The sequence below is a fragment of the Zobellia alginiliquefaciens genome (assembly GCF_029323795.1).
Classification (GTDB): Bacteria; Bacteroidota; Bacteroidia; order Flavobacteriales; family Flavobacteriaceae; genus Zobellia; species Zobellia alginiliquefaciens.
The window spans coordinates 4,543,741-4,569,331 of the sequence record NZ_CP119758.1 but is presented as its reverse complement, the minus strand read 5'-3'; the positions used below and the strand labels follow the sequence as shown (position 1 = coordinate 4,569,331).

Annotated in this window: 24 protein-coding genes; 2 read left to right on the top strand and 22 right to left on the bottom strand. The window is 37.0% G+C overall.

Going from position 1 to position 25,591, the window contains the following annotated elements; translation table 11 throughout:
• Nucleotides 1–3: 3 nt before the first annotated feature.
• The 3 genes from P0077_RS18810 to P0077_RS18800 all read right to left on the bottom strand — a co-directional run bounded on the left by P0077_RS18810 (nt 4) and on the right by P0077_RS18800 (nt 2,527).
• The gene (locus tag P0077_RS18810) at nt 4–1,335 is read right to left on the bottom strand and encodes a DEAD/DEAH box helicase (RefSeq protein ID WP_276166737.1); all 1,332 of its coding nucleotides are present in this window, start codon (nt 1,333–1,335) and stop codon (nt 4–6) included.
• A gap of 122 nt (nt 1,336–1,457) precedes the next feature.
• Nucleotides 1,458–1,907 carry a KTSC domain-containing protein gene (locus tag P0077_RS18805; RefSeq protein WP_194530542.1) on the bottom strand — a complete coding sequence of 150 codons (450 nt, stop codon included), beginning with the start codon at nt 1,905–1,907 and terminating at the stop codon, nt 1,458–1,460.
• Nucleotides 1,908–1,990: 83 nt separating this feature from the next.
• Nucleotides 1,991–2,527 (bottom strand): GreA/GreB family elongation factor, encoded by a 537-nt coding sequence (locus P0077_RS18800; protein WP_276166736.1) that lies wholly within the window; start codon nt 2,525–2,527, stop codon nt 1,991–1,993.
• A gap of 182 nt (nt 2,528–2,709) precedes the next feature.
• Between P0077_RS18800 and P0077_RS18795 the strand changes: the two genes are divergently transcribed.
• Nucleotides 2,710–3,816: a Gfo/Idh/MocA family protein gene (locus P0077_RS18795; RefSeq protein WP_276166735.1), complete on the top strand. Its 1,107-nt coding sequence runs from the start codon at nt 2,710–2,712 to the stop codon at nt 3,814–3,816.
• Nucleotides 3,817–3,838: 22 nt separating this feature from the next.
• Here P0077_RS18795 and P0077_RS18790 read toward each other — a convergent pair whose 3' ends face one another.
• The 7 genes from P0077_RS18790 to P0077_RS18760 all read right to left on the bottom strand — a co-directional run bounded on the left by P0077_RS18790 (nt 3,839) and on the right by P0077_RS18760 (nt 11,060).
• Nucleotides 3,839–4,666 carry a 3-keto-disaccharide hydrolase gene (locus P0077_RS18790; RefSeq protein ID WP_276166734.1) on the bottom strand — a complete coding sequence of 276 codons (828 nt, stop codon included), beginning with the start codon at nt 4,664–4,666 and terminating at the stop codon, nt 3,839–3,841.
• 78 nt (nt 4,667–4,744) lie between these two features.
• Nucleotides 4,745–5,488: a LytR/AlgR family response regulator transcription factor gene (locus P0077_RS18785; RefSeq protein WP_276166733.1), complete on the bottom strand. Its 744-nt coding sequence runs from the start codon at nt 5,486–5,488 to the stop codon at nt 4,745–4,747.
• Between the two features lies 1 nt (nt 5,489).
• Complete coding sequence (locus tag P0077_RS18780) at nt 5,490–6,524, bottom strand: sensor histidine kinase (RefSeq protein WP_276166732.1); 1,035 nt, start codon at nt 6,522–6,524, stop codon at nt 5,490–5,492.
• Between the two features lie 6 nt (nt 6,525–6,530).
• Entirely contained in the window at nt 6,531–7,751 is a 1,221-nt protein-coding gene (locus P0077_RS18775; protein ID WP_276166731.1) for an ABC transporter permease, read from the bottom strand.
• A 2-nt stretch (nt 7,752–7,753) separates the two neighbouring features.
• Nucleotides 7,754–8,497 (bottom strand): ABC transporter ATP-binding protein, encoded by a 744-nt coding sequence (locus P0077_RS18770; protein ID WP_276166730.1) that lies wholly within the window; start codon nt 8,495–8,497, stop codon nt 7,754–7,756.
• Between the two features lie 5 nt (nt 8,498–8,502).
• Complete coding sequence (locus P0077_RS18765) at nt 8,503–9,720, bottom strand: efflux RND transporter periplasmic adaptor subunit (protein WP_276166729.1); 1,218 nt, start codon at nt 9,718–9,720, stop codon at nt 8,503–8,505.
• A 5-nt stretch (nt 9,721–9,725) separates the two neighbouring features.
• On the bottom strand, nt 9,726–11,060 hold the full coding sequence (locus tag P0077_RS18760) for a TolC family protein (protein WP_276166728.1): 1,335 nt from the start codon (nt 11,058–11,060) through the stop codon (nt 9,726–9,728).
• A gap of 305 nt (nt 11,061–11,365) precedes the next feature.
• Here P0077_RS18760 and P0077_RS18755 point away from each other — a divergent pair, with 305 nt between their 5' ends.
• Nucleotides 11,366–11,863 carry a hypothetical protein gene (locus tag P0077_RS18755; protein WP_276166727.1) on the top strand — a complete coding sequence of 166 codons (498 nt, stop codon included), beginning with the start codon at nt 11,366–11,368 and terminating at the stop codon, nt 11,861–11,863.
• 163 nt (nt 11,864–12,026) lie between these two features.
• Here P0077_RS18755 and P0077_RS18750 read toward each other — a convergent pair whose 3' ends face one another.
• The 12 genes from P0077_RS18750 to P0077_RS18695 all read right to left on the bottom strand — a co-directional run bounded on the left by P0077_RS18750 (nt 12,027) and on the right by P0077_RS18695 (nt 25,488).
• On the bottom strand, nt 12,027–12,707 hold the full coding sequence (locus tag P0077_RS18750) for a metal-dependent hydrolase (RefSeq protein ID WP_276166726.1): 681 nt from the start codon (nt 12,705–12,707) through the stop codon (nt 12,027–12,029).
• A 139-nt stretch (nt 12,708–12,846) separates the two neighbouring features.
• Nucleotides 12,847–14,241: an NAD-dependent succinate-semialdehyde dehydrogenase gene (locus tag P0077_RS18745; protein WP_276166725.1), complete on the bottom strand. Its 1,395-nt coding sequence runs from the start codon at nt 14,239–14,241 to the stop codon at nt 12,847–12,849.
• Nucleotides 14,242–14,279: 38 nt separating this feature from the next.
• Nucleotides 14,280–15,398 carry an alkene reductase gene (locus P0077_RS18740; protein ID WP_276166724.1) on the bottom strand — a complete coding sequence of 373 codons (1,119 nt, stop codon included), beginning with the start codon at nt 15,396–15,398 and terminating at the stop codon, nt 14,280–14,282.
• A gap of 243 nt (nt 15,399–15,641) precedes the next feature.
• Entirely contained in the window at nt 15,642–16,367 is a 726-nt protein-coding gene (locus tag P0077_RS18735) for a phosphatase PAP2 family protein (protein WP_276166723.1), read from the bottom strand.
• 221 nt (nt 16,368–16,588) lie between these two features.
• Nucleotides 16,589–17,554, bottom strand: coding sequence for a LamG domain-containing protein (locus P0077_RS18730; protein ID WP_276166722.1), 966 nt, complete (start codon nt 17,552–17,554; stop codon nt 16,589–16,591).
• A 292-nt stretch (nt 17,555–17,846) separates the two neighbouring features.
• Nucleotides 17,847–19,730 (bottom strand): monovalent cation:proton antiporter-2 (CPA2) family protein, encoded by a 1,884-nt coding sequence (locus P0077_RS18725; protein WP_276166721.1) that lies wholly within the window; start codon nt 19,728–19,730, stop codon nt 17,847–17,849.
• Between the two features lie 4 nt (nt 19,731–19,734).
• Nucleotides 19,735–20,328: a glutathione-regulated potassium-efflux system oxidoreductase KefF gene (gene kefF, locus P0077_RS18720; protein WP_276166720.1), complete on the bottom strand. Its 594-nt coding sequence runs from the start codon at nt 20,326–20,328 to the stop codon at nt 19,735–19,737.
• A 90-nt stretch (nt 20,329–20,418) separates the two neighbouring features.
• On the bottom strand, nt 20,419–21,210 hold the full coding sequence (locus P0077_RS18715; RefSeq protein WP_276166719.1) for an SDR family NAD(P)-dependent oxidoreductase: 792 nt from the start codon (nt 21,208–21,210) through the stop codon (nt 20,419–20,421).
• A 57-nt stretch (nt 21,211–21,267) separates the two neighbouring features.
• Entirely contained in the window at nt 21,268–22,347 is a 1,080-nt protein-coding gene (locus tag P0077_RS18710) for a bestrophin family protein (protein WP_276166718.1), read from the bottom strand.
• A gap of 108 nt (nt 22,348–22,455) precedes the next feature.
• On the bottom strand, nt 22,456–23,418 hold the full coding sequence (locus P0077_RS18705) for a 2OG-Fe(II) oxygenase family protein (RefSeq protein ID WP_276166717.1): 963 nt from the start codon (nt 23,416–23,418) through the stop codon (nt 22,456–22,458).
• Between the two features lie 208 nt (nt 23,419–23,626).
• Complete coding sequence (locus tag P0077_RS18700; RefSeq protein ID WP_116769099.1) at nt 23,627–24,355, bottom strand: LytR/AlgR family response regulator transcription factor; 729 nt, start codon at nt 24,353–24,355, stop codon at nt 23,627–23,629.
• The gene (locus P0077_RS18695) at nt 24,352–25,488 is read right to left on the bottom strand and encodes a sensor histidine kinase (RefSeq protein ID WP_276166716.1); all 1,137 of its coding nucleotides are present in this window, start codon (nt 25,486–25,488) and stop codon (nt 24,352–24,354) included. Before P0077_RS18695 ends, P0077_RS18700 begins: the two co-directional genes overlap by 4 nt.
• Nucleotides 25,489–25,591 lie beyond the last annotated feature (103 nt).

Sequence of the window (25,591 nt, the reverse complement as noted above, 5' to 3'; positions counted from 1 at the left end):
GGCTTATTTCTTTTGTGGTTGTTCCGTTTTAGGTGCAGCTGGAGTGTTTTGCATGATATGGTCTGCCAGTACTTTTTCTATTAGTTCGTCTTTGGTCAAATGATGAAAAACCGTTTTTAGCTTCTCTTTGGTGTCTACGGAAACCGTACGGTTAGGCTTTGTCTTAAAAATACGTTTGGCCCAAAGTACAAGATTGGTTTCTTCCCTATTTTCAGCATCTTGCTTTTTCATTTCATTGAAAACCAACCCCAATTCCTCTTCAAATTCAGGAATATCGGCGCGTTCTTCTTCTTGTATAATGCTCAATGAAAGTCCGGTTGCCCCTGCCCTGGCCGTACGTCCACTACGGTGTACATACGCTTCATAGGTATCTGGCAAATGGTAATTTACCACATAAGAAACTTCTTTTACATCAATACCACGTGCCGCTAAATCCGTTGCCACAAGAATATCAATATATCCTTCTCTAAACTGTCCCATAATCCGGTCACGGATGCCCTGTGTTAAACTACCATGAATAGAGCCCGAAGAAAATTTATTGATGGCCAATTTCTTTGCCAGCTTATTAACGGCCGCTTTGGTCTTACAAAAGATAATACCACGCTCCCCTTCTTTGGAATTTAGAAAATGAAGTAAAACTTCGAGCTTTTCAATAGGCTCCACTACCATATATTTATGGTCAATACCTTTATGGCCCATTTGCGCCATATCCGCTTCTAGGTGCACCACATGCTTGGACATATAATTCTGTACCAATTGTTTTACGGTACCGGGCATGGTGGCGGTAAACAAAAGCGTTCTACGTGATTTTGGCATTTCCGCATCTAAGGTGTCCAAGTCGGCTTTTAGAGCTGTTACCATTTCATCGGCTTCGTCCAAAACCAAATATTTCAATTTTTTAATAGTGACCGCTTTTCGCTGAATCAAATCTATTAATCGTCCTGGAGTAGCAACAATAATGTGAGTAGGTTCCTTTAAACGCTCAATTTGAGGTTTTATAGGAATACCTCCACAAACCGAAGCAATGGAAATCTCAGGACTATGCGATGCAAAAGAAACCAAGTTCTCATAAATCTGCTGACCTAGTTCCCTCGTGGGAGATAATATGACTACCTGAACATCCGTATTTGTCGTATTGACCAACTGCAACAAGGGCAAACCAAAAGCAGCTGTTTTTCCTGTTCCCGTTTTTGCCAAGGCAACAACGTCATCTTTTTGGGATAATACAATTGGAATGGTCTTCTCCTGAATATCCGTGGGTACGGAAATTTTAAGGTCTGCTAAACTCTGTAGTAATTGTTCGTTGATTCCTAATGCGGAAAATGACTTGGACATAGAATAATTTTAAGCAAAGATAGGCACACGAAGCATGAGAGTCGTGTAAAATGAGATGCTAATTCCTTCAAAAGCGAGCAATTAGCCCTCGGTAAACCAGCATTATTATAAATAGGTGAAATTTAAGCTTCCTGTAGCGTACGTTTCGATTTTCTGTAGATATACTTAGGATAGATGCTACGTTTGGCAAAACGATTCAATTTATTGGAATTGACCATTTTAATGTAAACCGCTTTGGTAACGCCAAAATATTCATAGGTTGTACCATCCAAAAAAGTAATTTCCAAGAGCATACCTTTGTGTACATAGTCCGCTATACCAGAATTATTAATGGTTTCATTATAGGCGTCTAGATTGGCCGCAATAGTTTCAGGAGCAATACTCACTAAAAAATGATAGCCATCAATGATAGCACGGCTATTTACTTCCGCCTCCTCACGTTTAGGGTCTCCTTCTTGAAATTTATCTGGATGCCATTCTTTTACCAAATTCCGGTAGGTGGATTTAAGCGATTTCAATTCAATTTCCTTCTCAATTCCGAATAACTTCTTGTACTGACTAATACGTTTCATAGACCCAATTTTTGAAGCGGCGAAGCTACGTCTTTATTTTGAACGACTTAGGTTAATTTTTACGTTTTTCGTTTTATTAATATTTAGTCAATATTCAAAGGGTAAATAGATGGTTTCGCTGTATAACTTATCGCAACAATTTTAAATGTACGGTCTGTTTTTCCAATTTTAAGCACGGCAACCTCATTTACTTTTTTGCCAATTAGCACTCTTGCAATGGGTGAAAGAAAAGAAATTTTATCATCTGCAATATTAGCCTCATCTACCCCTACAATTTGAAACTCTTTAGGTGTTTTGGCATCACCAATTAATAAAGAGACTATAGCGCCAAACCGAACTTCGTTTAGCGGTTGGTCTTTTAGGTTTACAACTTTTGCCGAAGAAATACGCTCATTCAATAGTTGTAATTTCGCATTTATTAAATTGATGGCAATGCGTTGTTCTTTTTCATTATCTTGATGGGACAATTCTTTATCCTTTATCAGTCTGTCCTTCTCACTTACTAATTTATGTAAACCTGTTTCGGTTACATAGTTGGTGGCGCCTAATGGCAAGTCTGCCCTTGGTGGTACCATTGGTATTTCTTCCTGATCCTCTTCTTTTACAAATCCTCTGCTCATCGAAATAATTTTAACATGCAATTTACTGGATGTCTCCCTTCTTAATTGATGACATACAACACATCTTTGTCTCAAAAAAGAGATATTCTTTACATATCAAGAATCCATTGTCAATTGTAATTTTAAAAGATGTAGTTTCATTATATTTAAGTACTTATAAATCATAAAACAACAATTTACTCATGAGTTCAAGAAGAAATTTTATAGAAAAGCTATCCATAACCGCGGTAGGTCTACCGTTATTGCATAGTCCCGCTCAATTGTTCGCAAATTCCACAGATCCATACGACGGACCCATTTTAAAAGTTGCCATAATGGGATTGGGTAGCTATGGTACCCGTGTTGCCAAGGCAATGGAAGATTGTAAAAGGGCAAAACTGGTTGGTGTCATCAGCGGAACACCTTCTAAGATTAAAAAATGGCAATCAAAATATAATATACCAGATAAAAACTGCTACAACTACGAGAATTTTGATGCTATTAAGGACAATCCGGATATTGATGCCGTTTATGTAATTACACCCAACGGATTGCATAAAGATCAGTCTATACGAGTCGCCAAAGCGGGTAAACATGTTATCTGTGAAAAACCAATGGGCGTTAATGCAGAAGAAGGTCAAGCCATGGTAGATGCCTGTAAAGCTGCAAATGTAAAATTACTGATAGGGTATCGAATGCATTTTGAACCCAAAACGGTTGCAGTAATACAGATGCGAAAAGACGGTGCTTTTGGTGAAACAAAATTTTTTCAAGGTCAATCTGGTTTCACTATTGGCGACCCAACACAATGGCGCTTAAACAAAGAACTTTCAGGTGGCGGTGCAATGATGGATATTGGTATCTATTCAATTAATGGTGCACGTTATATGTTGGGTGAAGAACCTGTTTGGGTTACCGCTCAAGAAACGAAAACCAATCCTGAGAAGTTTAAAGAAGGTATTGATGAAACCATACAATTTCAAATGGGTTTTCCTAGTGGTGCCGTTGCAAATTGTTTATCCACCTATAATATGAGTAATTTAGATCGATTTTTTATGACTGGTTCTAAAGGTTTTGTTGAAATGCAACCTTCAACAGGATATGGACCCATTGAAGGCAGAACACATAAAGGAAAACTGACCCAGCCCCATGTAACCCATCAAACTTTACAAATGGATGGTATGGCAGCTTTAATATTTGAAGGAGTTCAACCCATTGTTTCCGTTGATGGCGAAGAAGGTGTTAAGGACATGAAAATTATCGATGCCATATTCTTAGCGGCAAAAACAGGAGATAAAGTGATGTTATAAATTGAACCGATAATTGTTGGAACTAAAATTCAATTAGTTCAATACTTTTAAAATCTATTGGGTGGCTATTGGACTGTAAGGAAACATAGCCACCTTTTACCTTGGTATCATCGCCATCCATTAGTTTTTTTGCCATTTCGTTTGCTGGGTTGTATGTGGGATTTGAATAGGTTAGAATTTTTTCCCCGTTTACAAAATGTGTAATAACCCCGTTTTTAATTTCAATTTCGGCAGTAACCCATTGGTCGCCATGAAATGTTCTTGCAATATCAGCGGCAATACACGTGGTTGTATTCTTTTCACCATTATATTCAATGAACATACCGTTCGTACAGGCAGCACCTAAAGGGCGCTCGTCCGTTCCATTACCACCATGAAAATTGTATTCTAAACATACCGGAAAAGCTTGATCTATTTTTTGCGTAACCGGTGGTTGTCCGTGGAATTGGATGCCACTATCACGATAACCCCAAGTAGGTGCCCCAGGTGCCGTTTCGCCAACAAATCTGTAAACAACTTTTAGCCGGTAATTAGTTAAATATTTATCAAAATAAACGGTGCCGAATCGGTCTTTAAATTCCGATCCGTATGCATCATATCGTATTTTTAAAATACTATCCTCAACCCGTAAGGTATTTCCAAAATTTTCACCTAACTCATGTCCCGGAATTTTTATGGTCCATCCGGTTAAATCTTTCCCGTTAAAGATGGAAGTCCATTTAGGCTCGGTACTAACTGCTGCCTGCTCCGTAGTTTGCGCAGTATTTTTTCTTGCTTTTTTATTTCCACAGGAATAAGAAGTAAAGAACAGTATAGCAACTATTGCCGGAGTACTAATAAGTCTTTTCATAAATAGGACAAGTTTGTGATGTCAGTCCTAAATGTACAGAAAATTAAAAGGTGATGGTATAAAATTACCTTCGGGCTTTTAAGAATTCAAAGAGTTGTCATTAATGTATTCTAGAAATTGGGCCTTGTACTGTTCAGAGACCGTAATACGTTGTTTGTTGATGATAATCTGGCTACGTTCAATCACTTCAACATATTTTAGGGCAACTATAAAAGATCTATGTACGCGCATAAACTGCGAAGAAGGTAAATCTTCCTCTAGGCTTTTTAGACTCATTAATGTTAGAATTGGCTTCGGGTTGTCTTTCAACCAAATTTTAATATAATCTTTTAAACCCTCAAAATAGAGTACATCTGCCAATTTAATGCGTAATTGTTTGTATTCGGATTTTACGAAAAGAAACTCCTTTTCTTGAGGTATTTCTTGACTTTGAGCGGTTTTATTTCCTCTCACTAATGAAAACCACTCTAAAGCTTTATTAGAAGCCGTTAAGAATTCAGCATAATCAAAAGGTTTAAGTAGATAATCTAAAGCCTCTACTTTAAAGCCTTCTATCGCATATTGATCAAAAGCAGTAGTGAAGATGACCTTAGAATTTTTCGGTAGCATTTTAGAAAACTCAATTCCTGTTAAATCTGGCATCTGAATATCAAGAAAAAGAAGGTCAACCTGTTCTGTATTTAAAAACTGCATAGCTTCGATTGCGCTATTACATTTCTTTTTAAGTTTTAAATACGGAGTTTTCTCCACATAACTTTTTACTAGATTCACCGCCATAGGTTCATCGTCTACAATTATACAAGTAATCTGAACTGCTTCCATACTAGGTTATAATTTTCAGGTAAACCGAATAAATACCATCTTTGGTTTCTTGTGTGAACTGGTGTTTATTGGGGTATAGTAATTGTAATCTCTTTTCTAAGTTAGGTAGCCCAATACCAGAACCGCTTTTATCTGTATGCTCTTTAGGAAAGTTATAATTTTCTATTTGAAATATTACACTATTATCTTGGGTAACCATATCAATGGAAATTACACTTTCTTTATTGGCAGAAACACCATGTTTAAAAGCATTTTCAATTAATGAAATAAACAGCAAAGGGGCAATTTTAATTTGCGGCTCACTTAGTGGAAAACTAGACTCTACCGTGGTTTTATCCGTTAGGCGCAACTTCATCAATTCGATATACTTTCTCATGAATTCAATTTCCTTTGAAAGTGTCACTAATTCTGTATTTGTTTCATAAAGTAAATACCGCATTAGTTTACCTAAACTATGTATGGTAGATTTAGCCTTATCCGGTGAAATATCAACTAATGAATATATGTTATTTAAAGAGTTGAAAAAGAAATGTGGTTGAAGTTGATATCTTAGATGTTGTAATTCTGTTTGTAACTTAAAATTATCAGCTTCTTTTCGTTCTGCTTCTGTCTTCACCCATTTTTTAGTCGATTTAATAGCTATGGACAGTAATACAGGAGCCGCATAGGATAACATTTGCACATATATGAACAATTTAAACGGTGGTCCTTCCCTATTTGCATTTGGGGGTCTATTATTAATTAGTTCGCTAAAATAATTATCTTCAATAAACTCTTTCAATAAAATAAAGAAACCGATTAAGACTAAATTGACGATGGCAAAAATCAGTGTTTTCTTAGAGAAAAGAAACCTGTCTATGAGTACAAAAAAATTTAAATAAAATATCACTGCATAGAATAGCATAGGAATCAAGAAATGGGCTACCAATCTATTGGTATCCAATTCTTGTCCGTATGATAGAACGAAGGGCATGCTGAACAGCACCAACCAAATAAGAAGGTGCTGTACTAGTAGTATTTTTTTGTTTTTATACATAGTTACTTATTCATAGCGTAATGCTGTAATAGGATCTAACGCCGCAGCTTTTTTTGCAGGGTACCATCCAAAGAAAATACCGGTAATCGCACACACGGCAAATGACACAAAAATGGAATACATGGCTACACTTGTAGGCCAATGTAAGAACTTTTCTATGAAAACGGTAGCGCTTAAACCTAAGATTACACCTAAGAGTCCGCCCGTAATACTGATCAGTATAGCTTCAATCAAGAATTGTAATAGAATATCAGAGCCTTTTCCTCCAACTGCCATACGTAGTCCAATTTCCTTGGTACGTTCTTTTACAGACACATACATAATGTTCATAATACCGATACCACCGATTAATAAAGATATACTTGCTACTGCAACCAATAGTATGGTGAGCATTTCACTGGTTGAACTAAAAGTTGAAATTAATTCTTCCATAGAACGCACAGAAAAATCATCCTCTTCATTATCTAACAACTTGTGTTCTGAGCGTAATATATCGGTAACCTCAATAACGGCATCAGGTGCATCATCTTCACTAACGGCAGAAGCCATAATCTGATTCAAATAATTAATGGCCAAAATTCTTTTTTGTACTGTCGTATAAGGCGCTATTACAATATCATCTTGATCTTGTCCAAAGGTATTTTCTCCTTTTTCCTCCAAAACGCCAATTACCTTAAAAGGAATATTATCAAAACGTATCATTTGACCTACGGGATCTTGACCATCTGGAAAAACATTTTCGACCACAGTTTGACCAAGTACTACGACTTTAGAAGCTGACTTTACCTCTGCATCGGTAAACATGCTACCACTTTGTAGGCCAACTACTTTAATCTCTAAATACTCAGGATTGACACCGTAAATGGTACTGGGCCAGTTGTTGGCTCCGCTAATTACTTGTCCGCCGCCATTCACCACTGGTGTAATGTAACTCAATAGCGTAGATTTTTCTTTGATAACCTCATAATTGTCTAGCGTTAAGGTCTGAACATCACCACCGCTACCTCTCGCCGGACCCCTATCATCGGTACCAGGTCTTATGGTGATCATATTAGACCCCATGCTAGAAATGGTACTTCTTATACTCTCTTTTGAACCTTCCCCTATTGCTAACATGGCAATTACCGATGCTACACCTATTATTATACCTAACATGGTCAACAGGGTTCTCATTTTATTGAGAACTATGGCTTTGTATGCTATTTTAAGTAGATTTAATATTCTCATAATCAATGGTCTTCTTGAGGCAATTTTGCCAATTCTTTTGCTGCAGACTGTATATTTTCATTCTTATAGTCTTGAATAATATTCCCATCTTTTAAAACAATGGTTCTGTTACTAAAGGTGGCAATATCAGGCTCATGCGTAACAAATGTGATGGTAATACCTTGACTGTTCAGATCCTGGAACAAAGACATTATTTCATACGATGTTCTTGTATCTAAATTACCGGTGGCCTCATCTGCTAAAATCATAACAGGATTATTTACCAATGATCGGGCAATGGCAACACGCTGTTGTTGCCCCCCAGATAGCTGAGATGGGGTGTGATGTAACCTATCGCCTAAACCGACCATTTCCAATGCTTTTACGGCACGTTCTCTACGCTCATCATTACCTACGGTACTATTATAAAGTAACGGTAGTTCAACATTTTCTATAGCAGATGTTCTTGCCAATAAATTGTATGATTGAAAGATGAACCCTATTTTCTCATTTCGGATGGTTGCCAATTGATTACGGCTCAAATCTTTCATACCAACACCATCTATCTCGTACGAACCAGATGTTGGTTGGTCTAAACATCCTAAAATATTCAACATTGTACTTTTACCAGAGCCACTAGATCCCATAATGGTTACAAACTCACCCTCGTGTATGGTAAATGAAATTCCACGTAGGGCATGAACTGTTTCATTGCCCATGGTAAATTCACGTGTAAGGTCTTTTATCTTTATTATTTCTTTACTCATGATTTTTATTTTTTACCTCCCGGTGGTTTTGGCATGAACGGACTCTCTTCAGAACCGCCCGCTGGTGGTCCAGATATTCCGGTTTCAGACTTTAAACTGTAGACCAACTTGTCTCCTTCGTTTATACCACTGAGAATTTGAACATTAACTCCGTCACTCGCACCTAAAGTCACTTCTTTTGGGGAAATAGCTCCGTTAGATTCCATCACCCAAACCTTAGTAGATTCTTCATCATTGTTCATAGGTCCGCCTTCTGGACGTTCAACGGTTAAATTTTCTTGCTCATTATAAGCCATCATTTCCGGAGGGGTAGGTTTAAAATTGATAGCCTTTGCCTCTACCGATAACACATCCTTTAACTCTAATGTGTAAATAGATATCGTTGCTGTTAGTCCGGGTTTCAATCTCAAATCAGGATTGTCGGCTTTTATAACCACAGTATACGTAACTACATTTGAGGTTACTGTAGGATCTAACCTAACCTGAGTGACTTCTCCTTCAAATTCTTGACCTTGGTATGCATCAACCGTAAAACTTACTCGCTGACCTTGTTTTACAACACCTATATCTGCCTCATCAACATCGGCTTCTACCTGCATCTCCTTTAAATCTTGAGCTATGGTAAATAGCGTTGGTGTGCTATAGCTTGCGGCTACCGTTTGTCCCTCTTCAATATCTCTAGATAGCACTACACCATCAATTGGAGAATAGATATTGGCGTAACCTAAGTTGGTTCTCGCTTGCTGTAGATCAGATAAACGCTGCGTTACAGTACCCTTTGCGGTTTCGTAATTGTAAAGAGCATCGTCATAATCAGATTTACTTATAACCTGGTTGTCATATAATGTTTTTTGCCTTTCATAAATCGTCTGTAGATAATTTCGGTTGCTTACCGCATTATCATATGAGGCTTGTGCTTGTACTGTTGCAGCTTTTAGATTGGTCTTATCCAACTCTGCAATAAGCTGCCCTTCTTTAACAACGCTATTATAGTCCACATATATTTTTTCAACTACACCGGATACCTGTGTACCAACATCTACTTGGTTTATAGGCTCTATGGTTCCTGTAGCAGTGACCATGGTAGTGACGTCTCCTTTTTTGGCGACTATAGTTTTAGCTTCAATGGTGGTATTTTCATCCCCTTTCATAAAGCTATAGGCTGCAAAGGCTACGATTACCAATGCAATACCGCCTAATATGATTTTGTTTTTATTTTTCATTTTAGTTAAAGTTTAATTTCGTTTCCTTGATAGAATTGTAATAATTGGTGGTACAGAATATTTAGATATTTAGACTGTAGGTAATTTTGTTGGGCATTGGTATATGTGTTCTGACTTATAACTAGATCAGTTGTACTTAAATCGCCCAACTCGTATTTTTTCTGTGCTAGATTATATGATTGCTCGGCAGCTTCTTTAGAAACTTCGGCGGCAATCAATTGTTCTTGTGATGAAAGCGCATTTTGGTAAGCGGTTTCAACCTTTTTAATGACTTCTTTTTCTACAGTTTGTTTTTGTATCTCAGCTTTTTCTATATTAAAAGATGCGGTCTGCACGGCAGCCTTAGTCTGATTCCTGTTAAAAATGGGTATGGTTAAGCTCAACCCCAATTTCTGGTTGAAATTCACATCCAGCTGATCAGAAAATGTATTGTCGTTTATACTGGTATACCCAGAACCAACGCTTCCTATAAGCGACAATGTGGGCAGGTAACCACCTTTGGCGATATCCAATTCCTTTTCATTCACGGAAATGTTGGTCTTACTTGCTTCCACCTCAGGCAAATAGTTTAAGGCATTCGTATAAATTGCTTCTTTATTGAGTTCCAGGTTCAATAGATCCATGTTCTGATCAATAGTTTCGATTTCTAGATTTTCTAAAGGCGATAATTCTAACAATTGTTTTAAAGTGATGATATTCTGTTCGTACTCATTTTTTGCGGTAATAACATTGTATTTGTTGGTCGCAGCCTGACTCTGAGCTTCGGTGTAATCGGTTAGGGCTATAGAACCGGCATCGAGTCGAGATTTTGCACGTAGTACCTCTTTTTCGGATGCGTCTAAATTGCTTTCAGCAATAGCAATTCCTTCTTTACTAAATAAAGTTTGCAAGTAGCTTTCTAAAATACTGATGACAATGCTGTTTTTAGCTTCTTCCGCCAGCAGACTATTTTGTTCTAGTAAAAGTTTATTTTGTTTAATTTGATTTGAAAGTTGATTCCCCTGAAAAAGAGTCATTGAACTGTTAATTCCAAGATTGGTACTATGAATTTGATCCGAAACATAATCACTGGTAATAGGATCAATAGAAGTACCACTTGAAAAATTCTGAGATGCACTACCGAAAAGGTTTGGTAGCCGAGCTGATTTTGATTTGCTATAATCTACTTCTGAAATACTTGCGTTCAACGTCGCATCTTTAACTGTGATGTTATTTTCAATAGCGTACGCAATACAATCTTCTAAGGACCATATTTTTGAAGCTGTAGTTGTTTCGGCTTCTTGTGAAAAAGCAAGTTGTGCAAATAAAATGCTTGTTACTATGATTATGTATTGTTTCATTTAAAGCGTGTTTTTAATTAACACCCCAAAAGTGAAACATTCAACTTCTTTATTAAAAGGGAATAGAAGTCTACCGTTATCATCTATACAAAAGCCTCCATTTTATCGACGAGATTTTTACAAAAGAGAAGATGCTCATCTCTATAGATATGTATAACAACCTCCCTACGCCTTAAATCACATCCATTACTTCAAATTCTGAATATTGACAATGCTGTTAAACTTCTACCAAAAAGAAGTATATGGCTAAACATACCGTAATCTATTTCCTATTTTTAATAACGAAAAGTGTTTAAAATAACCCAATGAAACAATTTCTATATGTAATTTCCAGTTTATACTTCTCTTCTTACATACAAGCGCAAATCCCACAAAAGGAATATCTCTCATTAGACTCTTTGCTCATTACCAATTTATCTCAATACCGTATTGAAACTCCTGTGAGCTTAAATGGCGAAGTGTTTACCAACGGAGCTTTCGACTACAAAGTATCAGATAAAATAAGTGTAGGATTAGAAAGGGATTACGCAAAATTTGGAACCCATGAGCGCATAAGTCCGTCCGTTGTGTTTACTTACGATGTAAATGAAAAGAAGTACGTATTCTTCCGTGGCGGACCAACCTATGACATTAACCAAGTTACAGGAAAGGCCGAAGGAAATCTTATCAATGTTAATCTGGGTATTGGGTATAGAATAAAGAAAAAGATGAAATTGGAAATAGGTGTGCAACTTGGAAGGACTATCATACCTGACCTACCCCCTACTAACCAATTTTTATTATCTGTACGGTTTAGATTTTAAAACTGATTTAGTTTTACTTTTTTACTTTGGTCCTAAGACTTTCTGTTTTAGTACTATTTAAAGTTTTTCAACTATTGACAGGCATATACAAAACAAAGTCCATCTAATACAAAAACCTGAAAGCAAACACTTTCAGGCCTTTTAGCTTATATTAATTTTCCTGTTAGACGCTCATAGTCTCCCCAACCTCTAGCAAAATCAGCTCTTTTCCTACTTTTTTAAATGTTTGCTTTGCTTCTTCATGATTGATTTTTGTAAAGGGCAAAGCATCATAATGAACACCGAGTACGCGGTTACAACCCACAAAATCACTGGCAAGAACGGCATCATTTATGCCCATTGTTACCACATCGCCTATGGGCAGTATTGCCAAATCTATTTCAAATTGCAGCGGTAACAATTTCATATCCATCGTAAGTGCAGTGTCTCCGGATATATAAATAGTTTTACCTTCTGCTGAAAACACAAATCCGCCAGGATTACCCCCATAACTTCCATCTGGAAAGCTACTGGTATGTATCGCATTTACATACTTTACTTTACCAAAATCAAAAGTGCGAGAACCTCCATGATTCATCGGCATGGCGTCCAGACCTTTCTCATCATAATACTTGTAAATCTCAAAATTGCTGACAATGGTGGCTCCTGTATTTTTAGCAATGGCCTCCGCATCTAAGATATGGTCAAAATGGGCGTGGGTCAGAAAAATATAATCTGCCTTTAATTGCATGATGTCTACCTTATCTTTTGAAAGTTCGTTCTGTGTGATAAATGGGTCTACAATTATAGTTTGGCTTCCTATCTCTATAGATAAGCTATTTTGTCCGTAATGCGTGATTTTCATTTTTATTTGTTTTAGATTGATATACATTGAGAAAATAAAAAAAATACATTTTCTATTGAAATTCTTGAAATGAAAAAGGGGCCTATGTTCACAAACATTTGAACATAGACCCCTTTTTTACTAAAAAGTTTGAAAAATATTAGTCCATATTCACTTTCATCACGGACTTCACATTTACGAATTCCCGTATTCCAAAACCACCGTGTTCCCTACCGTGACCCGAATTTTTAACACCTCCGAAAGGCATATTTGGTTGTGCCAATCCAAATGAATTGATAAACACCATTCCGGTATCAAAATACTTTTTGGCCAACTCAAAGGCTTTATCCTCATCTTTTGAGAAAATACCCCCACCTAAACCAAATCTGCTATCATTTGCTATACGCATGGCGTCTTCATTATCTTTTGCTCTAATAAGCGATGCGACCGGTCCAAAAAGCTCATCATCATATGCGGGCTGCCCGGGTTCTAGATTCTCTAGAATTGTTGCGGGATAAAAGTATCCGGCGCCACTTGGCATTTCACCACCAATAAGTACTTTAGCGCCTTTCTCCACACTCTTCTGCACCTGCTTATGAAGAGTTTCACGTAAATCTTCGCGAGCCATGGGTCCTAAGTCGGAGTTTTCATCGGTTGGGTCGCCTAGTTTCACATCTCTCATCGCTTTAACAAAAGCATCACGAAACTGATCATAGACTTTATCAACTACAACAAATCGCTTCGCTGCCACACAGGTTTCCCCATTGTTATAGATTCTACCCATAACACTCGTTTTAGCCGCTAGCTCAATATCGGCATCGTCCAATACCAAGTACGCGTCATTACTACCCAACTCTAAAACTGTCTTTTTAAGAACTGCTCCTGCTTTTTCAGCAATAATTTTTCCTGCATCCGGACTCCCGGTCAAGGTAACACCACGAACCAATTCATTTTTGATGATTTCATCAGATTGATCATGTTCGATTAACAAGACCGTAAATAAATCTTTTGGAAGACCAGCGCTCTCATAAATTTCTTTTAATAGCAATGCCGAACCTGTTACTCCACTTGAGTGTTTTAGTAGCACGCCGTTACCAGCCATTAAATTAGCAATTGAATACCGCACCGCCTGATATGCCGGGAAATTCCATGGTTGTATGCCATAGATTACCCCTATTGGAGAATAGCTAATTACTCCTTTCCCTCCATTTGGGAGTTCTCTTTCCTCGTCCTTTAAAAGTTCTAGACCTTCTGTGGCCGTATATTCGCAAATACCGCTACATAGGTCAATTTCAGGAGCGCCCTGTTTTATGACTTTACCCATTTCTTGGGTCATTAATTTCACGAATTTATCTTTGTTCTTTGCGAGTTCTTCACCAATAGCCTTTATAATTTTGGCTCGTTCTTCTAACGAAGTCAACCGCCATTCTTTAAAGGCCTTATGACATTTTTCAACTGCATTTTGAGCTTCTTCGGTGCTCATATATTCATATTCCTTGATTTCCTCTCCGGTTGCCGGGTTTTTTGTAGAAAATCCGTTTACTAAAGTTTCCATTTTCAATTTAGATTTTAGGGTTAATATTTAATGTATGGTTATAGGTTGGGGATTAATTCTCTTGTTTTTGCTTTATAATCTGTGTAGCCCTCTTTGCCGGTGGTATAAAATGTACTTTCATCCCACTCGGTCCTTTCAATTCCTTCGCGAAAGCGACCGACCAAATCAGGGTTGGAGATGAAAAGTTTTGCGAATGCCACCAAATCGGCATTCCCTTCTCTCAATACCTTATTTGCTTTTTCTTGGTCAAACCCGGTATTTATAATCAGTGTGCCATTATATTTTGGTCTATAGCGTTTGGCTATGTGTTGCTCGGCAAACTCAACTTCGGACACGTCATTAAACGGCTCGGACAAATGGATATATGCCAAATCATAATCCCTGTCCAGCTTTTCAATTATATAATCGAAGGCCGGAATGGTTTCTTCATCCATAGTCATTCCGAAAATATTATGTAAGGAAGGATTAAAGCGTGCCCCCACTTTATTTAATGGCACCACATTCTTGATTTCTTCTAGAACTTCAAAGAAAAATCGCGCCCGGTTTTCAATACTACCACCATATTGGTCATCTCTTTTATTGCTTGTCGCATTAAAGAATTGGTGAAAAAGATAGCCGTTGGACGAGTGTATCTCAATACCGTCAAAACCTGCTTCAATTGCATTTTTAGCTGCACGGACAAACTCTTTTTTAGTGATTTCTATTTCTTCAATAGTCATTGCCTTGGGAGTTACCGTCTTTTTCTTTCCTTCCGGAGTAAAGACTTCAGCCTCAGGGTTTATTGCGGATGGCGCCCAAGGTAATTCTCCGTTATGGAAATCGGGATGCGAAATTCTTCCTACGTGCCACAATTGGGCAAATATTCTACCGTCTCTTTTATGAACTGACTGGGTTACTTCTTTCCATCCATCTACTTGGGCTTTAGAATGAATTCCCGGAGTGTTAATATAACCTACCGCTCTTTCCGAAACTTGTGTTCCTTCGGTTATAATGAGTCCGGCCGTAGCCCGCTGTGTATAATAGGGTACGTGTAAATCTTCAGTAGGTTTCTTTTCGTCGTTATTAGCCCTGCTACGGGTCATAGGCGCCATAACCACACGGTTCGGCAATTTTAAACTTCCTAATTTGTAAGGCTCTAATATATGTTGTTCTTTCATGAATTATTTTGAGTCATTAATACTATTTCAAGTAGACGTCAAACTATAAAAGATACAAAGAGGTAAGGGCTGCAATCAAAATAGATTTTAGCTTAATAAAAATGGCAAGTGAGTTCTGCTCAAAGACGTTAATTTTTCAGCAATTCAAATAAAATAGCCTAAAGTACCAAAAGAAGATTTTCCACCTATTACTACATCCTTTTTGGACTTTCGTTATCGATAAAAAAGAAGAGAAAAATTATGTCAAAAAGACTTTGAGAAATATAACCCAACATTTCCTTGACCGTAACGAGGAACCAGTGTTACATTTTTAAATTTTAAGAAGGGATTATACTTCCATAAATAATCAAAATGATAAACGAGTTTGGTAATTAATATTCCTACTCCAGCACCTGCAAGAATATCAGAAATAAAGTGTTTATCATTAAATAATCTTAAACCACCCGTTACTGTGGCAAAACCATAACCACTATATGCTAAATAGGCATTGGTGTCCTTATATTCTTCATAAACAGCAGAACCAGAAGCAAAAGCAATAGAAGTATGCCCAGAAGGAAATGCATTGTCATTAGAACCGTCCGGTCTTATTTTATACACTGAATTTTTTATGGCTCTGGTTACCACATCCGTAAGTATCATGGATACCGCTAGATTTTTAGTTTGGTCAAACCAATGGTGTTTTGCTTTTACTCCGGCTACGTTCGCAACAAAAATAGTAGCCACGGGAGCATAACGGGTGTAATCATCCAAATGTGTACGAAAATCATTGCCCACCCAACCTTGCGCGGTTTCGTGAAGTTTTTTTTCAAAATTACTGTCCGATAATAGTATACCTGCGGTGAGCAAAGAAAGAGGAACAATTGTTTTTTTAAACAACTTCTTTTTCGGTGGAATCTGTAAACTATCAACTTGGGCAAATAGACTTCCAATGGTACAAAATGTTAGAAGTACAGCAATTTTTATTTTCATATTCGGATGGTGTTGGGTGAACCTTTATAAACCCTGAAACCCCAACCTGTATGGTGTTCAAAACCTTTTGGTACCGTAACAATATACTAAATGTTTTAAAAATATTTTTTTTTGATTTTTCACAATTTAATATATGTAAGATAGTTAAGAACAAAAAATAAGGCATCAACTAAACGTCAACGCCTTATTCAACTAAACTAAACAACTCTCAATTGTAAATGTTATTTATCAACCAGTTTGTAGGTGTGAATCCAGTCTATTTTCATAGTATTCAATGTACTATCCGACAAATGTTCTTTTTGTGCCAAACCGCCCAACCAATCGGCATCTACGGTCCACAGGTCCCATATGATATTTAAGTTTCTTGTAAATTCTCTTGCAGAAACCACATTTCCCGCTGGTTCCCCGTCCAAATAAAACTGAATGTGTGTAGCATCTTTCCACCAAACCCCAAACGTATGGTAGTCCTCATTCCAAGGCACTCCTTTTAAAGGGTTTTCGTCTGAAAGCTCACGATTATCAAAATTCCCTTTATTACGTTTGGTTTCATCGTCAATGACATGAAAATACTGTGCGTTCATCTGCCATGGAAAGTCCGGTTGGCAATCGCAAGAAGGGTTTGAATTATTTTCTATAACATCAATCTCATTACGATTAGAAATATTGCCATTGTTCAACCAAAAAGTATTGTAGGCCGATATATGGGCATTCTTGATTCTACTCACCGTAAACATCGGATAATTTACATCGGCAATGGACATAACCCTTGAACTTTCAAACCAACGTTCACTATCATTGCCCAGCGTAGCTTTTATCCATAAATTACCATCGGCCACTCCCGAATTTTCTTCAACCATTTGAACCGGGACCCCATAATTCCACAGGGATTTAGTCCATTTTGAAGTATTTAAATCGGCATCTTCAAACTCATCCGAAAGTTCATCAATCCGGTTCCACTCCATTCCCTCCGGAGCCTGTGGAGGTGTTTTTCCCGTGAAATCATATACGATATCACTGTTGGCATTTTCATCAGTATCTTCCTCCTCAACCACTTCAGTTGGGGTTAATTCTTCCTCATTAGGTAACTTTTGCTCCATCTGTTCTACAGCAGGTTCTTGTTCAGGTTCACTCTTGCAGGCGAAACTAAGTAGACAAACACTTATAACTACTAATTTTGAAAAATTCATTGAGGGGCATTTTGAGTTAAATTGATATGGGCAAGATACAGAAGGTGTCCAATTAAGAAAAGAAAACGAACTGATCAAAAACTTGACAATTGAAGAAAAAAACTCTACTTTTTCTAACAAATAATCACTAAACGTTTGGTATTCTTTTTATTAACTAAAAAAAAGGCTTGAGGTAGAGGAAATACGACCAGGCATATTCTATTTCCCACACGAGCAGAATTTTGAGAAGACTTAAAAATACAAAAACGGCTGTTTAATATGTAAACAGCCGTTTTATATATGTGTTATTAAATTAATTTTGATTCTCTTCTAATGCAGTTCTTATTTGTTCGCCATCCCAATGGGTGTCAAATTCAACAACACCTCTTTTAAAGTCTTGTTCCAGTAGTTTCTCTTGTTGTTCTAATTCCTTACGCGCTTTAAAGATGTAATTTTCATCACCAATTTTCTCTTTGGCCAAACGTCTAATACTATCTTCATCATACTTAATAAAATTCTGGATTTGACGCTGCAACGTATATCGTCTAAAGCCCATTTGGCTTAAAACCTCACTAGCCAATTTTAATGACGTTTCTAAAGATTCCCTATAAATATGGTCGATTTCCAAATTTAAAAACTCATAGGCCGCATACCTATCCCTTGCCCTGACCATTAATTTTACTTTGGGATATTTACTTTTTACGGTTTTCGCCAGTTGTTTTATCACCTCCGGATTATCCATGGCACAGATTAGAATATTTGCCTCAGAAATACCTGCGGATTCTAATAAGTCCATTCTGGTGGCATCCCCATAATACACTTCAAAACCCATTTTGCGCAGAAAATCCACTCGGTTGGAATCATGATCTAAGATAGTAGCTTCCACCCCATGGGTACGCAGAAACCTACCAATAGTACTACCAAAGTGTCCAAAACCTACTAGAATTACTTTCTGCGACCTTGCAATATGGTCCATTGGTCTTTTTATAGACTCTCTGGTGCCCAATCTTGGTAATAAAAGTCTTTCATTTATAATTCCTATTATGGGTGTAACCGTCATGGTCAATGCTGTTACCACCAACATAATATCTAATTGATCCTGTTCCAAAATATTCAACGAAAAAGCGAACGAGAGCAGTACAAAGGCGAATTCCCCAATCTGTGCCAAACTAAACGTAAGTAATAATTTTTGATTCAATTTCAACTTAAAAAAGGAACCTGTAATAAATAAGACCAATGCCTTTAAAACAATAACCGCTACTAGGATACCACCTACGGTCAACGGACTTTTTGCAATAACTATAAAGTTTATGGAAGCACCAACCGCCATAAAGAACAGTCCTAAAAGTAAATTTTTAAAGGGCTCCAATGTGCTTTCCAACTCGTGCTTAAACTCACTATTGGATAAAACTACACCACCTAAAAACGCTCCTAAAGCAGGACTTAGTCCTACCAATTCCATTAAAAATGAAATGCTAAAAACGATAAGCAAAGCCGCAGCTATCAGCAATTCCCTAACTCCCGTTTTTGCAACTTTACGCAATAACGGAACAATTAAATAACGACCGGTTATTATTATGGTTACCACTGAACCCAGAATGGCCAAAGTCTGTAAGCCTAATGGTAAATTTTGGAGAAGGTTAGCATGTTCGCTATGGCTTTCTTCAGCAGGTATGTCTGTATTTACCAGTAATGGTAAAGCTCCCAACATGAATATTACCACGATATCCTGAAACAATAAAATAGAGAATGAGGAAGCCCCAAAATTGGTATTCAACAGCCCTTTTTCTTTTATCGTTTGTAGTGCTATTGCTGTAGATGACAAGGCAACAGCCATAGAAAAAGTTAAGGCCACTTTCCAATCAAAATCAAATAATATGAACAAAAAATAAGAAAGCAACATGGTCCCGGCAACTTGTATACCTCCCATTCCCACAATTGTCTTCCTCATTTTCCAGAAGTTCTTAGGCTCAATCTCCAACCCAATTAAGAATAGCATCATAACTACTCCGAACTCCGCAAAATGAAGAATGTCTTCGCCCTCGTTTCCTATAAAACCCAATACATAAGGACCTATTAAAACCCCAGCCAGTAAATATCCCAGAACAGAACTTAGCCCCAAGCGCTTGGCAATAGAGACACAGATTATTGCGCCCAATAAAAAGACTATGGCTTCAAAAAGAATACTACCTGTCATAGCTTTACGTATTTAGTTGTGGAATATCGTTTAAAAAAGAAATGGTACTTACTTCGGCCACTACTACATCATCCATTAATAAATCGATTAGTTTATCATACTGATCCGCGTAGGTATGCAACTTTTCATCCTCTATTTTATGAGTACCCATAACGGCAAAAGGAGGTAAATACCGCATGCCACACAAGTTGGCCGTTTGCTGAAAAGGACGTAAAAAGTCATTGATAGCATAGCAGTTAATTCCATTTTCACAATACATAGCTTTGGAACCACCGGTAGTAATCACATTCAACCATTTTTTTTCAAGCAAAGCGTTTCCAGAAGGACCATAAGCCCAACCAAACTCTAAAACCATATCTATCCATTGCTTCATTAAAGGAGGACAGCTATACCAGTAAAATGGATGATGGAAAATAATAATATCATGAGACTCTACCAGTGCTTTTTCAGCATCCACATCTATATGAAAATCGGGGTAACACTCATACAAATCATGAAATGTTACCCCAACTTTATCCTTTATTTTATCCGCTAAAATGGAATTTGCCCTAGATTTTTCAAACTTAGGGTGAGAAAATAAAACTAATATATTCTTCATAACGCAAATTTAGCTGAAACTACAATGCAAAGAATCATTGTTATTTACTTTTTATACAGTAATCATCCGTATTTTTCTTTATAACTTATTCTATTCTAAAGTGATGGTGTCACTTAATGCAATGAGTTCTTCAATCTTTCTTGAATTATAAGCATCCGGATGTGCTTGCGAATACCCACCTTTATCATTGTCAAAATAAGATGCTGTTTTAGCTCTATCGGTCATACCTAAATCGTATAGAATGTCTACCCCTTTTTCAGCGGGAGACCAATGCTGTCCGTATGCTTCTTTCGCCATTTTTGTATTTAATAATGAACCAGGGTTAACGGCTACCACAAGAATAATAGGTTCTTTCGCAGCCAAATCAAAACTCCACATGGTTAAGGCTAATTTGCTTTGCGCGTAGGCTTCATTAGCACCTAATTTCGCTTTTCCTTCTAATGCGATCAATGAAACCGGAGACTGTGCCGCTGAACTCAAATTTACCACGCGTGGGGCTTCTGATTTTTTAAGTAAACTTAAAACTGAATTGGTAAGTTGATACGGTGCTAAATAATTTACTGCCAAACGAATATCAATTCCCGAAGGAGTACTATCTACCTTACTGGTAAAAATACCTGCATTATTAACCAGCACATCAATTTTCGGCATTTTTTCAATGACATCTGCAGCCATTTTTTCAACATCTGCTAGGCTTGAAAAATCCGCTAAAAAGCCAATTACATTTTCGTTATTGGATTGCTCTTTTATTTCTTTTAATGTAGTTTCTAATTTTGTTTGGTTTCTACCATGGATAGCCACAAAGTGTCCCTCTTTCGCTAAACGTAACGCTAAAAGTTTGCCTATGCCGTCTGTACTTCCTGTTATTAATATATGTTTCATTTTTTTAAACTTTTTATCTATTGAAATTTTTTTAAGTATAAAATCTTAGGTTAATCGTTACATTTGGGTGTTGGCATATTCTGGTAATGGATCAGGAATGTGATGCTTGTCATCATCGATCATTTCTCTAATATCAATTTCTATTGCCCTAGAAATGGTGGATATTGGCACATCATTACCCATTCCTTCAAACGGATTTTCAGAAGTATCTCCTACGCGTTCCATAGCAAAAAATATCCACGATATAATAATGGTAAACGGAATGGATAACCACACAAAATGTTCTACAAAAATTCCAAAAAACGCATTGTGTACACCAGATGCAACTAATGATTGGGCAGTTAAATCGAACTGACGCATAAACCCAAATGGCATTATGAAAATAAAAACCCAAATAAAATAGGAGTTTAAAGTAGCAAATTGTCTGGGATACGGGAAGTTTTTAATACGTTCCGCTTTTCCTTGAAGGGTAAATAATTCCCCAATTACAGTCTGAAATTCTACGTGTCTAAAGTTATCAATTAATCCTAATGAAGCTAATTGCCTAATGTGTTTAGACTGAAAATTTAAGACCGCAGTTTGCTTGTTTGTTTTAGAGAGCACCGCTGCTTTTTCATCCAAGGACAAATAACCTTCTAACTCATCTGATAGCGTATTTTCAAATTCTATTACCTTTATTTTTTTCATATGCTCTTGATCCGACTTATTTGTTTTGGCCGTTTCCCAGGTTTTCTTTTGGCGCAAGGCGTGTCTTAAAGCACTCATCCAAGCGACATGCCGTAAAACCATGGTTTTTCTTATTTGAAACATTTCGGCCTCTGTTTTATGAATATCGGCATAGCTATTGGTTATAAAATCATTAACCATTGTTGTAAACCAACGAGAGGCATTTACTATACCGCCATAAATTTTTCTAGCCTCCCATTGCCTGTCGTAAGAAGCATTGTTTTTAAAACCAGTAATAAATGCCAGTGCCATACCAATTAGCCCAATAGGTTGCCACGGTAACGTTAACCATTTAAAACCTGCCACTTCGTAAAGTAGAACCGGGATTAATGCGGTTATAAAAAAGATATAAATATATCTCCTGGTCCATTTAAGAACTGTTGAAATTGGGTATTTTGGTTTGGTATACATAATTTTATTGTTGGTGAAAAACCGGCAACACAAGCGTTGCCAGTTTCCAATGTTATTTATTAGACCGCACTATAAGCAGTAAGTGCATAACGCATACTTCATGTCTTTTTAAAACGGTGCAATGGTATCTTTAGGACCATCTGGTAAACTCCAACGCTGGCGTGCCGTGATGTCTTCTGCCGTCACAACTTTGGATGCAGCGTTATTGCCACCACCATAGCTGCTGGTACTACCTCTTGGTATTTGCATGCGGTCTCCATATAGCCATACTACCAAGTTACTGCGTTGTCCGCTGGTGATTGGGTGTGTAGCATGTGGTGCATTACCACGGTGTAGTATTGCCTTACCTGGTTCAAAAGTTGTTTGTACCGTTTTTCCGGAAGATTTATCATAGAAATCAACTTGTGAACCTGTAAATTCTTCATCAGGTAAGTTAATGTTGATATTTAAGGTTGCAGCCGAGGCATCCGTATGTGCGTGTAAATCTTTATCCTTATCTGGATTGTACTGAATAGAGAAACCAAAGGTTTGGTTATCGTAGCCATAAGTGCCAAGTAGCAAACGAGCGATCGGACGCATGTAACGATCCATCATTTCATTATAAAATGCCTGAAAATTAGGAGCTGCAAGATGACCTTCCGATCGTGGATCTAACATCATACCATAGCGATTCAATTGAATACCGTAAGGTGCGCGTTTCGGAATCTTTGAGTTGACCACATCTTCCAAATAACTGCGGAATTCTGCTAAACGTTCAACATCAAAAAACTGTGCAACATAAACACCAGGAATAATTTCTTCCCACAAATCGGCAACGGCAGATTCTTTTTCTGGATTTTCCCAAGCGTCTTTAATTGCTTTACGTAAACGTGGGTCAAGCAAGGTTTCATCAGGAACCAGTAAATCGTCTTTATTTTCAGTTTCCCATTCTGCCCAAGCGTCTTCTAACAATGTACGGTTGTCATTCCAAAATTGAGCAACAGATGGATCGCGTCTTAAAGAAGCTTCTCGTGTAGGAATTTCTAGTGCAAGAGCTTGTTCAAGTGCATTTGTATGTTCTATTGTTTTCATGATTTTTATTTTTTAAAAGTTGTATAACTGCTTATGTTCTTGTTATTTAATACAAAGTTAAGGACCAAAACCTGTTGGCGTTTGGTAACAAAAATGGAAGTTTAGGTAAAAAACAAGGTATATATATCCAGACCAATACATACACTTATTAGAACAAAAGGATGGAGGTATAATCCTGAAAAAAATTAAAAGAAAATAAGGGAAGCGGTTAGATATCTTTTTTATCCCAAAGATTATCTCCAATTATTTTAGGCACGACCTCTTTACGATAATTTCTGCTTAGTGGAATTTTATGTGCTCCTATTTGTAGTTCGTGTTGGGCGACACCTTCAATTTTATCAATAGCGACTATATATGATTTGTGAACTCGTATAAAAGCATCTTGACTTAACTTCTCTTGTACATTTTTTAAGAACAATAATGTAACGTATTTACGTTTATCAGTTTGTATGATCACATAGTTCTGCATGGCTTGTACAAAAAGAATATCATGGTGATTAATTTTTTCGTATTTACCATCGCATTTTATAAAAAAGCAACCACTCTCCTCTTCTTTCACTAATGCTATACCATTATTTATGAGTTGATATTGGTGGCGGGCTTTTGTAATTGCGGTAAAGAAACGATTAAAGGAAATAGGCTTTAACAAATAGTCTAGTACATTAAGGTTAAACCCATCAATGGCGTAATTTGGAAATGCTGTAGTTAAAATGGTCATAGGTGCATTAGGATTAGATTTTAAATATTCTAGACCGTTCATAAGAGGCATTTGTACATCCAGAAAAAGCAAGTCTACATCAGTTTTTTCTAAAATACGCGGTATATCTAAAGCAGACGTACCTGTGCCTACACAGGTTAGCATATCTATCTGGTCTATATAGTTGGTTATACATTCCCTAGCCAGCGGCTCATCATCTATAACAATACATCGCATCATACCGAAACCTTTTTTAAGTGTGCCCTAACAATATGGGCAAGTGTTAGAACTAGCTTTACGGTGTGTACATCTTTACCTTTTTTAATAAGAAGCACATGCGCATTTGGATAAATTAAATCTAACCTACGCTTTACATTTTTGAGTCCTAATCCACCATAATTTATCCCTTCCGGCAATTGATGGCGAACCTCGTAATTAGCACTATTACTCAGTTCAAAATTAAGCTGATTATTTTCTATGCCGATAGAAAGGTTAAGCCATTTTCGCAATTCTTTATCTTCTGAAATATGTTTAAAGGCATTTTCTATAAACGGAATTAATATAAATGGTGCAACGGTAAGAGTTTCAGCTGTTATTTTAGGAATCTTAATTTCAAGATCAAAATTATCATTCTGTCTTAAACTTTCCAGTTCAATAAAACTTTCAATGTATGCAAGTTCGTTTCGTAGTGGTATTTGATTGCTATTGCATTCATACAATTGATAACGCATTAGACTGGAAAATTTCACCAACGATTCTGATGCCATTTCAGGATTCTTGTTGATTAATACAAAAATGCTATTTATGGTATTGAAAAGGAAGTGCGGATTGAATTGTGATTTTAGAAATTTCAGTTCGGTTTCTAGCTTCTCTTTTTCCAATAGTTGCTGTCGTTTTTGAGCATCTAGCCAATTCTTAGCCAACTTAATGCTCATGCCTAAAGTTGTAGCCGAAATACAGGAAGATAGGGCATTATGTAAAAAAATAGTAGCGGGTGCCGCAGGGCTAATTTTGAAAAGTACATAAACCGATTGTTCAGAGAAGCTCGCCGCAAAAAAATAATTTGCTGTTATTAGGGCAGCCATACCTAAAATCACAATAGCAACTGAAATAAAAAAATGAAGGTACTTGCCTTTAATCAAGTATTTTGGAATGAGAACATACAGACAAAAATATACTCCAACCGCTTGTACTACCACATAACCCAAATACTTAATAATGGTATGGGTATGTTCAAACGAGTCTATAACTGAACTAATACTATTGGTATATACCGTCCACCAAACAAAATGATAACATGCCCAAAAAAGTACATGATGCACCTTATAGCGTATCAAAAATGATACTACTGTATTTTCATAACTACCAGGCATAGTTTTTTAAAGTCTTTTGCAACAAGATACAATGGTACTTGCTTTATATCAAAAGATTACGTTAGAACTTGCTATCAGGTAACTAATAATTGACGAAAGGTAA

Coding starts and splice junctions, on each gene's coding strand:
- P0077_RS18810 (WP_276166737.1), bottom strand. CDS start 1,335: ATGTCCAAGTCATTTTCCGCATTAGGAATCAACGAACAATTACTACAG.
- P0077_RS18805 (WP_194530542.1), bottom strand. CDS start 1,907: ATGAAACGTATTAGTCAGTACAAGAAGTTATTCGGAATTGAGAAGGAA.
- P0077_RS18800 (WP_276166736.1), bottom strand. CDS start 2,527: ATGAGCAGAGGATTTGTAAAAGAAGAGGATCAGGAAGAAATACCAATG.
- P0077_RS18795 (WP_276166735.1), top strand. CDS start 2,710: ATGAGTTCAAGAAGAAATTTTATAGAAAAGCTATCCATAACCGCGGTA.
- P0077_RS18790 (WP_276166734.1), bottom strand. CDS start 4,666: ATGAAAAGACTTATTAGTACTCCGGCAATAGTTGCTATACTGTTCTTT.
- P0077_RS18785 (WP_276166733.1), bottom strand. CDS start 5,488: ATGGAAGCAGTTCAGATTACTTGTATAATTGTAGACGATGAACCTATG.
- P0077_RS18780 (WP_276166732.1), bottom strand. CDS start 6,524: ATGTATAAAAACAAAAAAATACTACTAGTACAGCACCTTCTTATTTGG.
- P0077_RS18775 (WP_276166731.1), bottom strand. CDS start 7,751: ATGAGAATATTAAATCTACTTAAAATAGCATACAAAGCCATAGTTCTC.
- P0077_RS18770 (WP_276166730.1), bottom strand. CDS start 8,497: ATGAGTAAAGAAATAATAAAGATAAAAGACCTTACACGTGAATTTACC.
- P0077_RS18765 (WP_276166729.1), bottom strand. CDS start 9,720: ATGAAAAATAAAAACAAAATCATATTAGGCGGTATTGCATTGGTAATC.
- P0077_RS18760 (WP_276166728.1), bottom strand. CDS start 11,060: ATGAAACAATACATAATCATAGTAACAAGCATTTTATTTGCACAACTT.
- P0077_RS18755 (WP_276166727.1), top strand. CDS start 11,366: ATGAAACAATTTCTATATGTAATTTCCAGTTTATACTTCTCTTCTTAC.
- P0077_RS18750 (WP_276166726.1), bottom strand. CDS start 12,707: ATGAAAATCACGCATTACGGACAAAATAGCTTATCTATAGAGATAGGA.
- P0077_RS18745 (WP_276166725.1), bottom strand. CDS start 14,241: ATGGAAACTTTAGTAAACGGATTTTCTACAAAAAACCCGGCAACCGGA.
- P0077_RS18740 (WP_276166724.1), bottom strand. CDS start 15,398: ATGAAAGAACAACATATATTAGAGCCTTACAAATTAGGAAGTTTAAAA.
- P0077_RS18735 (WP_276166723.1), bottom strand. CDS start 16,367: ATGAAAATAAAAATTGCTGTACTTCTAACATTTTGTACCATTGGAAGT.
- P0077_RS18730 (WP_276166722.1), bottom strand. CDS start 17,554: ATGAATTTTTCAAAATTAGTAGTTATAAGTGTTTGTCTACTTAGTTTC.
- P0077_RS18725 (WP_276166721.1), bottom strand. CDS start 19,730: ATGACAGGTAGTATTCTTTTTGAAGCCATAGTCTTTTTATTGGGCGCA.
- kefF (WP_276166720.1), bottom strand. CDS start 20,328: ATGAAGAATATATTAGTTTTATTTTCTCACCCTAAGTTTGAAAAATCT.
- P0077_RS18715 (WP_276166719.1), bottom strand. CDS start 21,210: ATGAAACATATATTAATAACAGGAAGTACAGACGGCATAGGCAAACTT.
- P0077_RS18710 (WP_276166718.1), bottom strand. CDS start 22,347: ATGTATACCAAACCAAAATACCCAATTTCAACAGTTCTTAAATGGACC.
- P0077_RS18705 (WP_276166717.1), bottom strand. CDS start 23,418: ATGAAAACAATAGAACATACAAATGCACTTGAACAAGCTCTTGCACTA.
- P0077_RS18700 (WP_116769099.1), bottom strand. CDS start 24,355: ATGATGCGATGTATTGTTATAGATGATGAGCCGCTGGCTAGGGAATGT.
- P0077_RS18695 (WP_276166716.1), bottom strand. CDS start 25,488: ATGCCTGGTAGTTATGAAAATACAGTAGTATCATTTTTGATACGCTAT.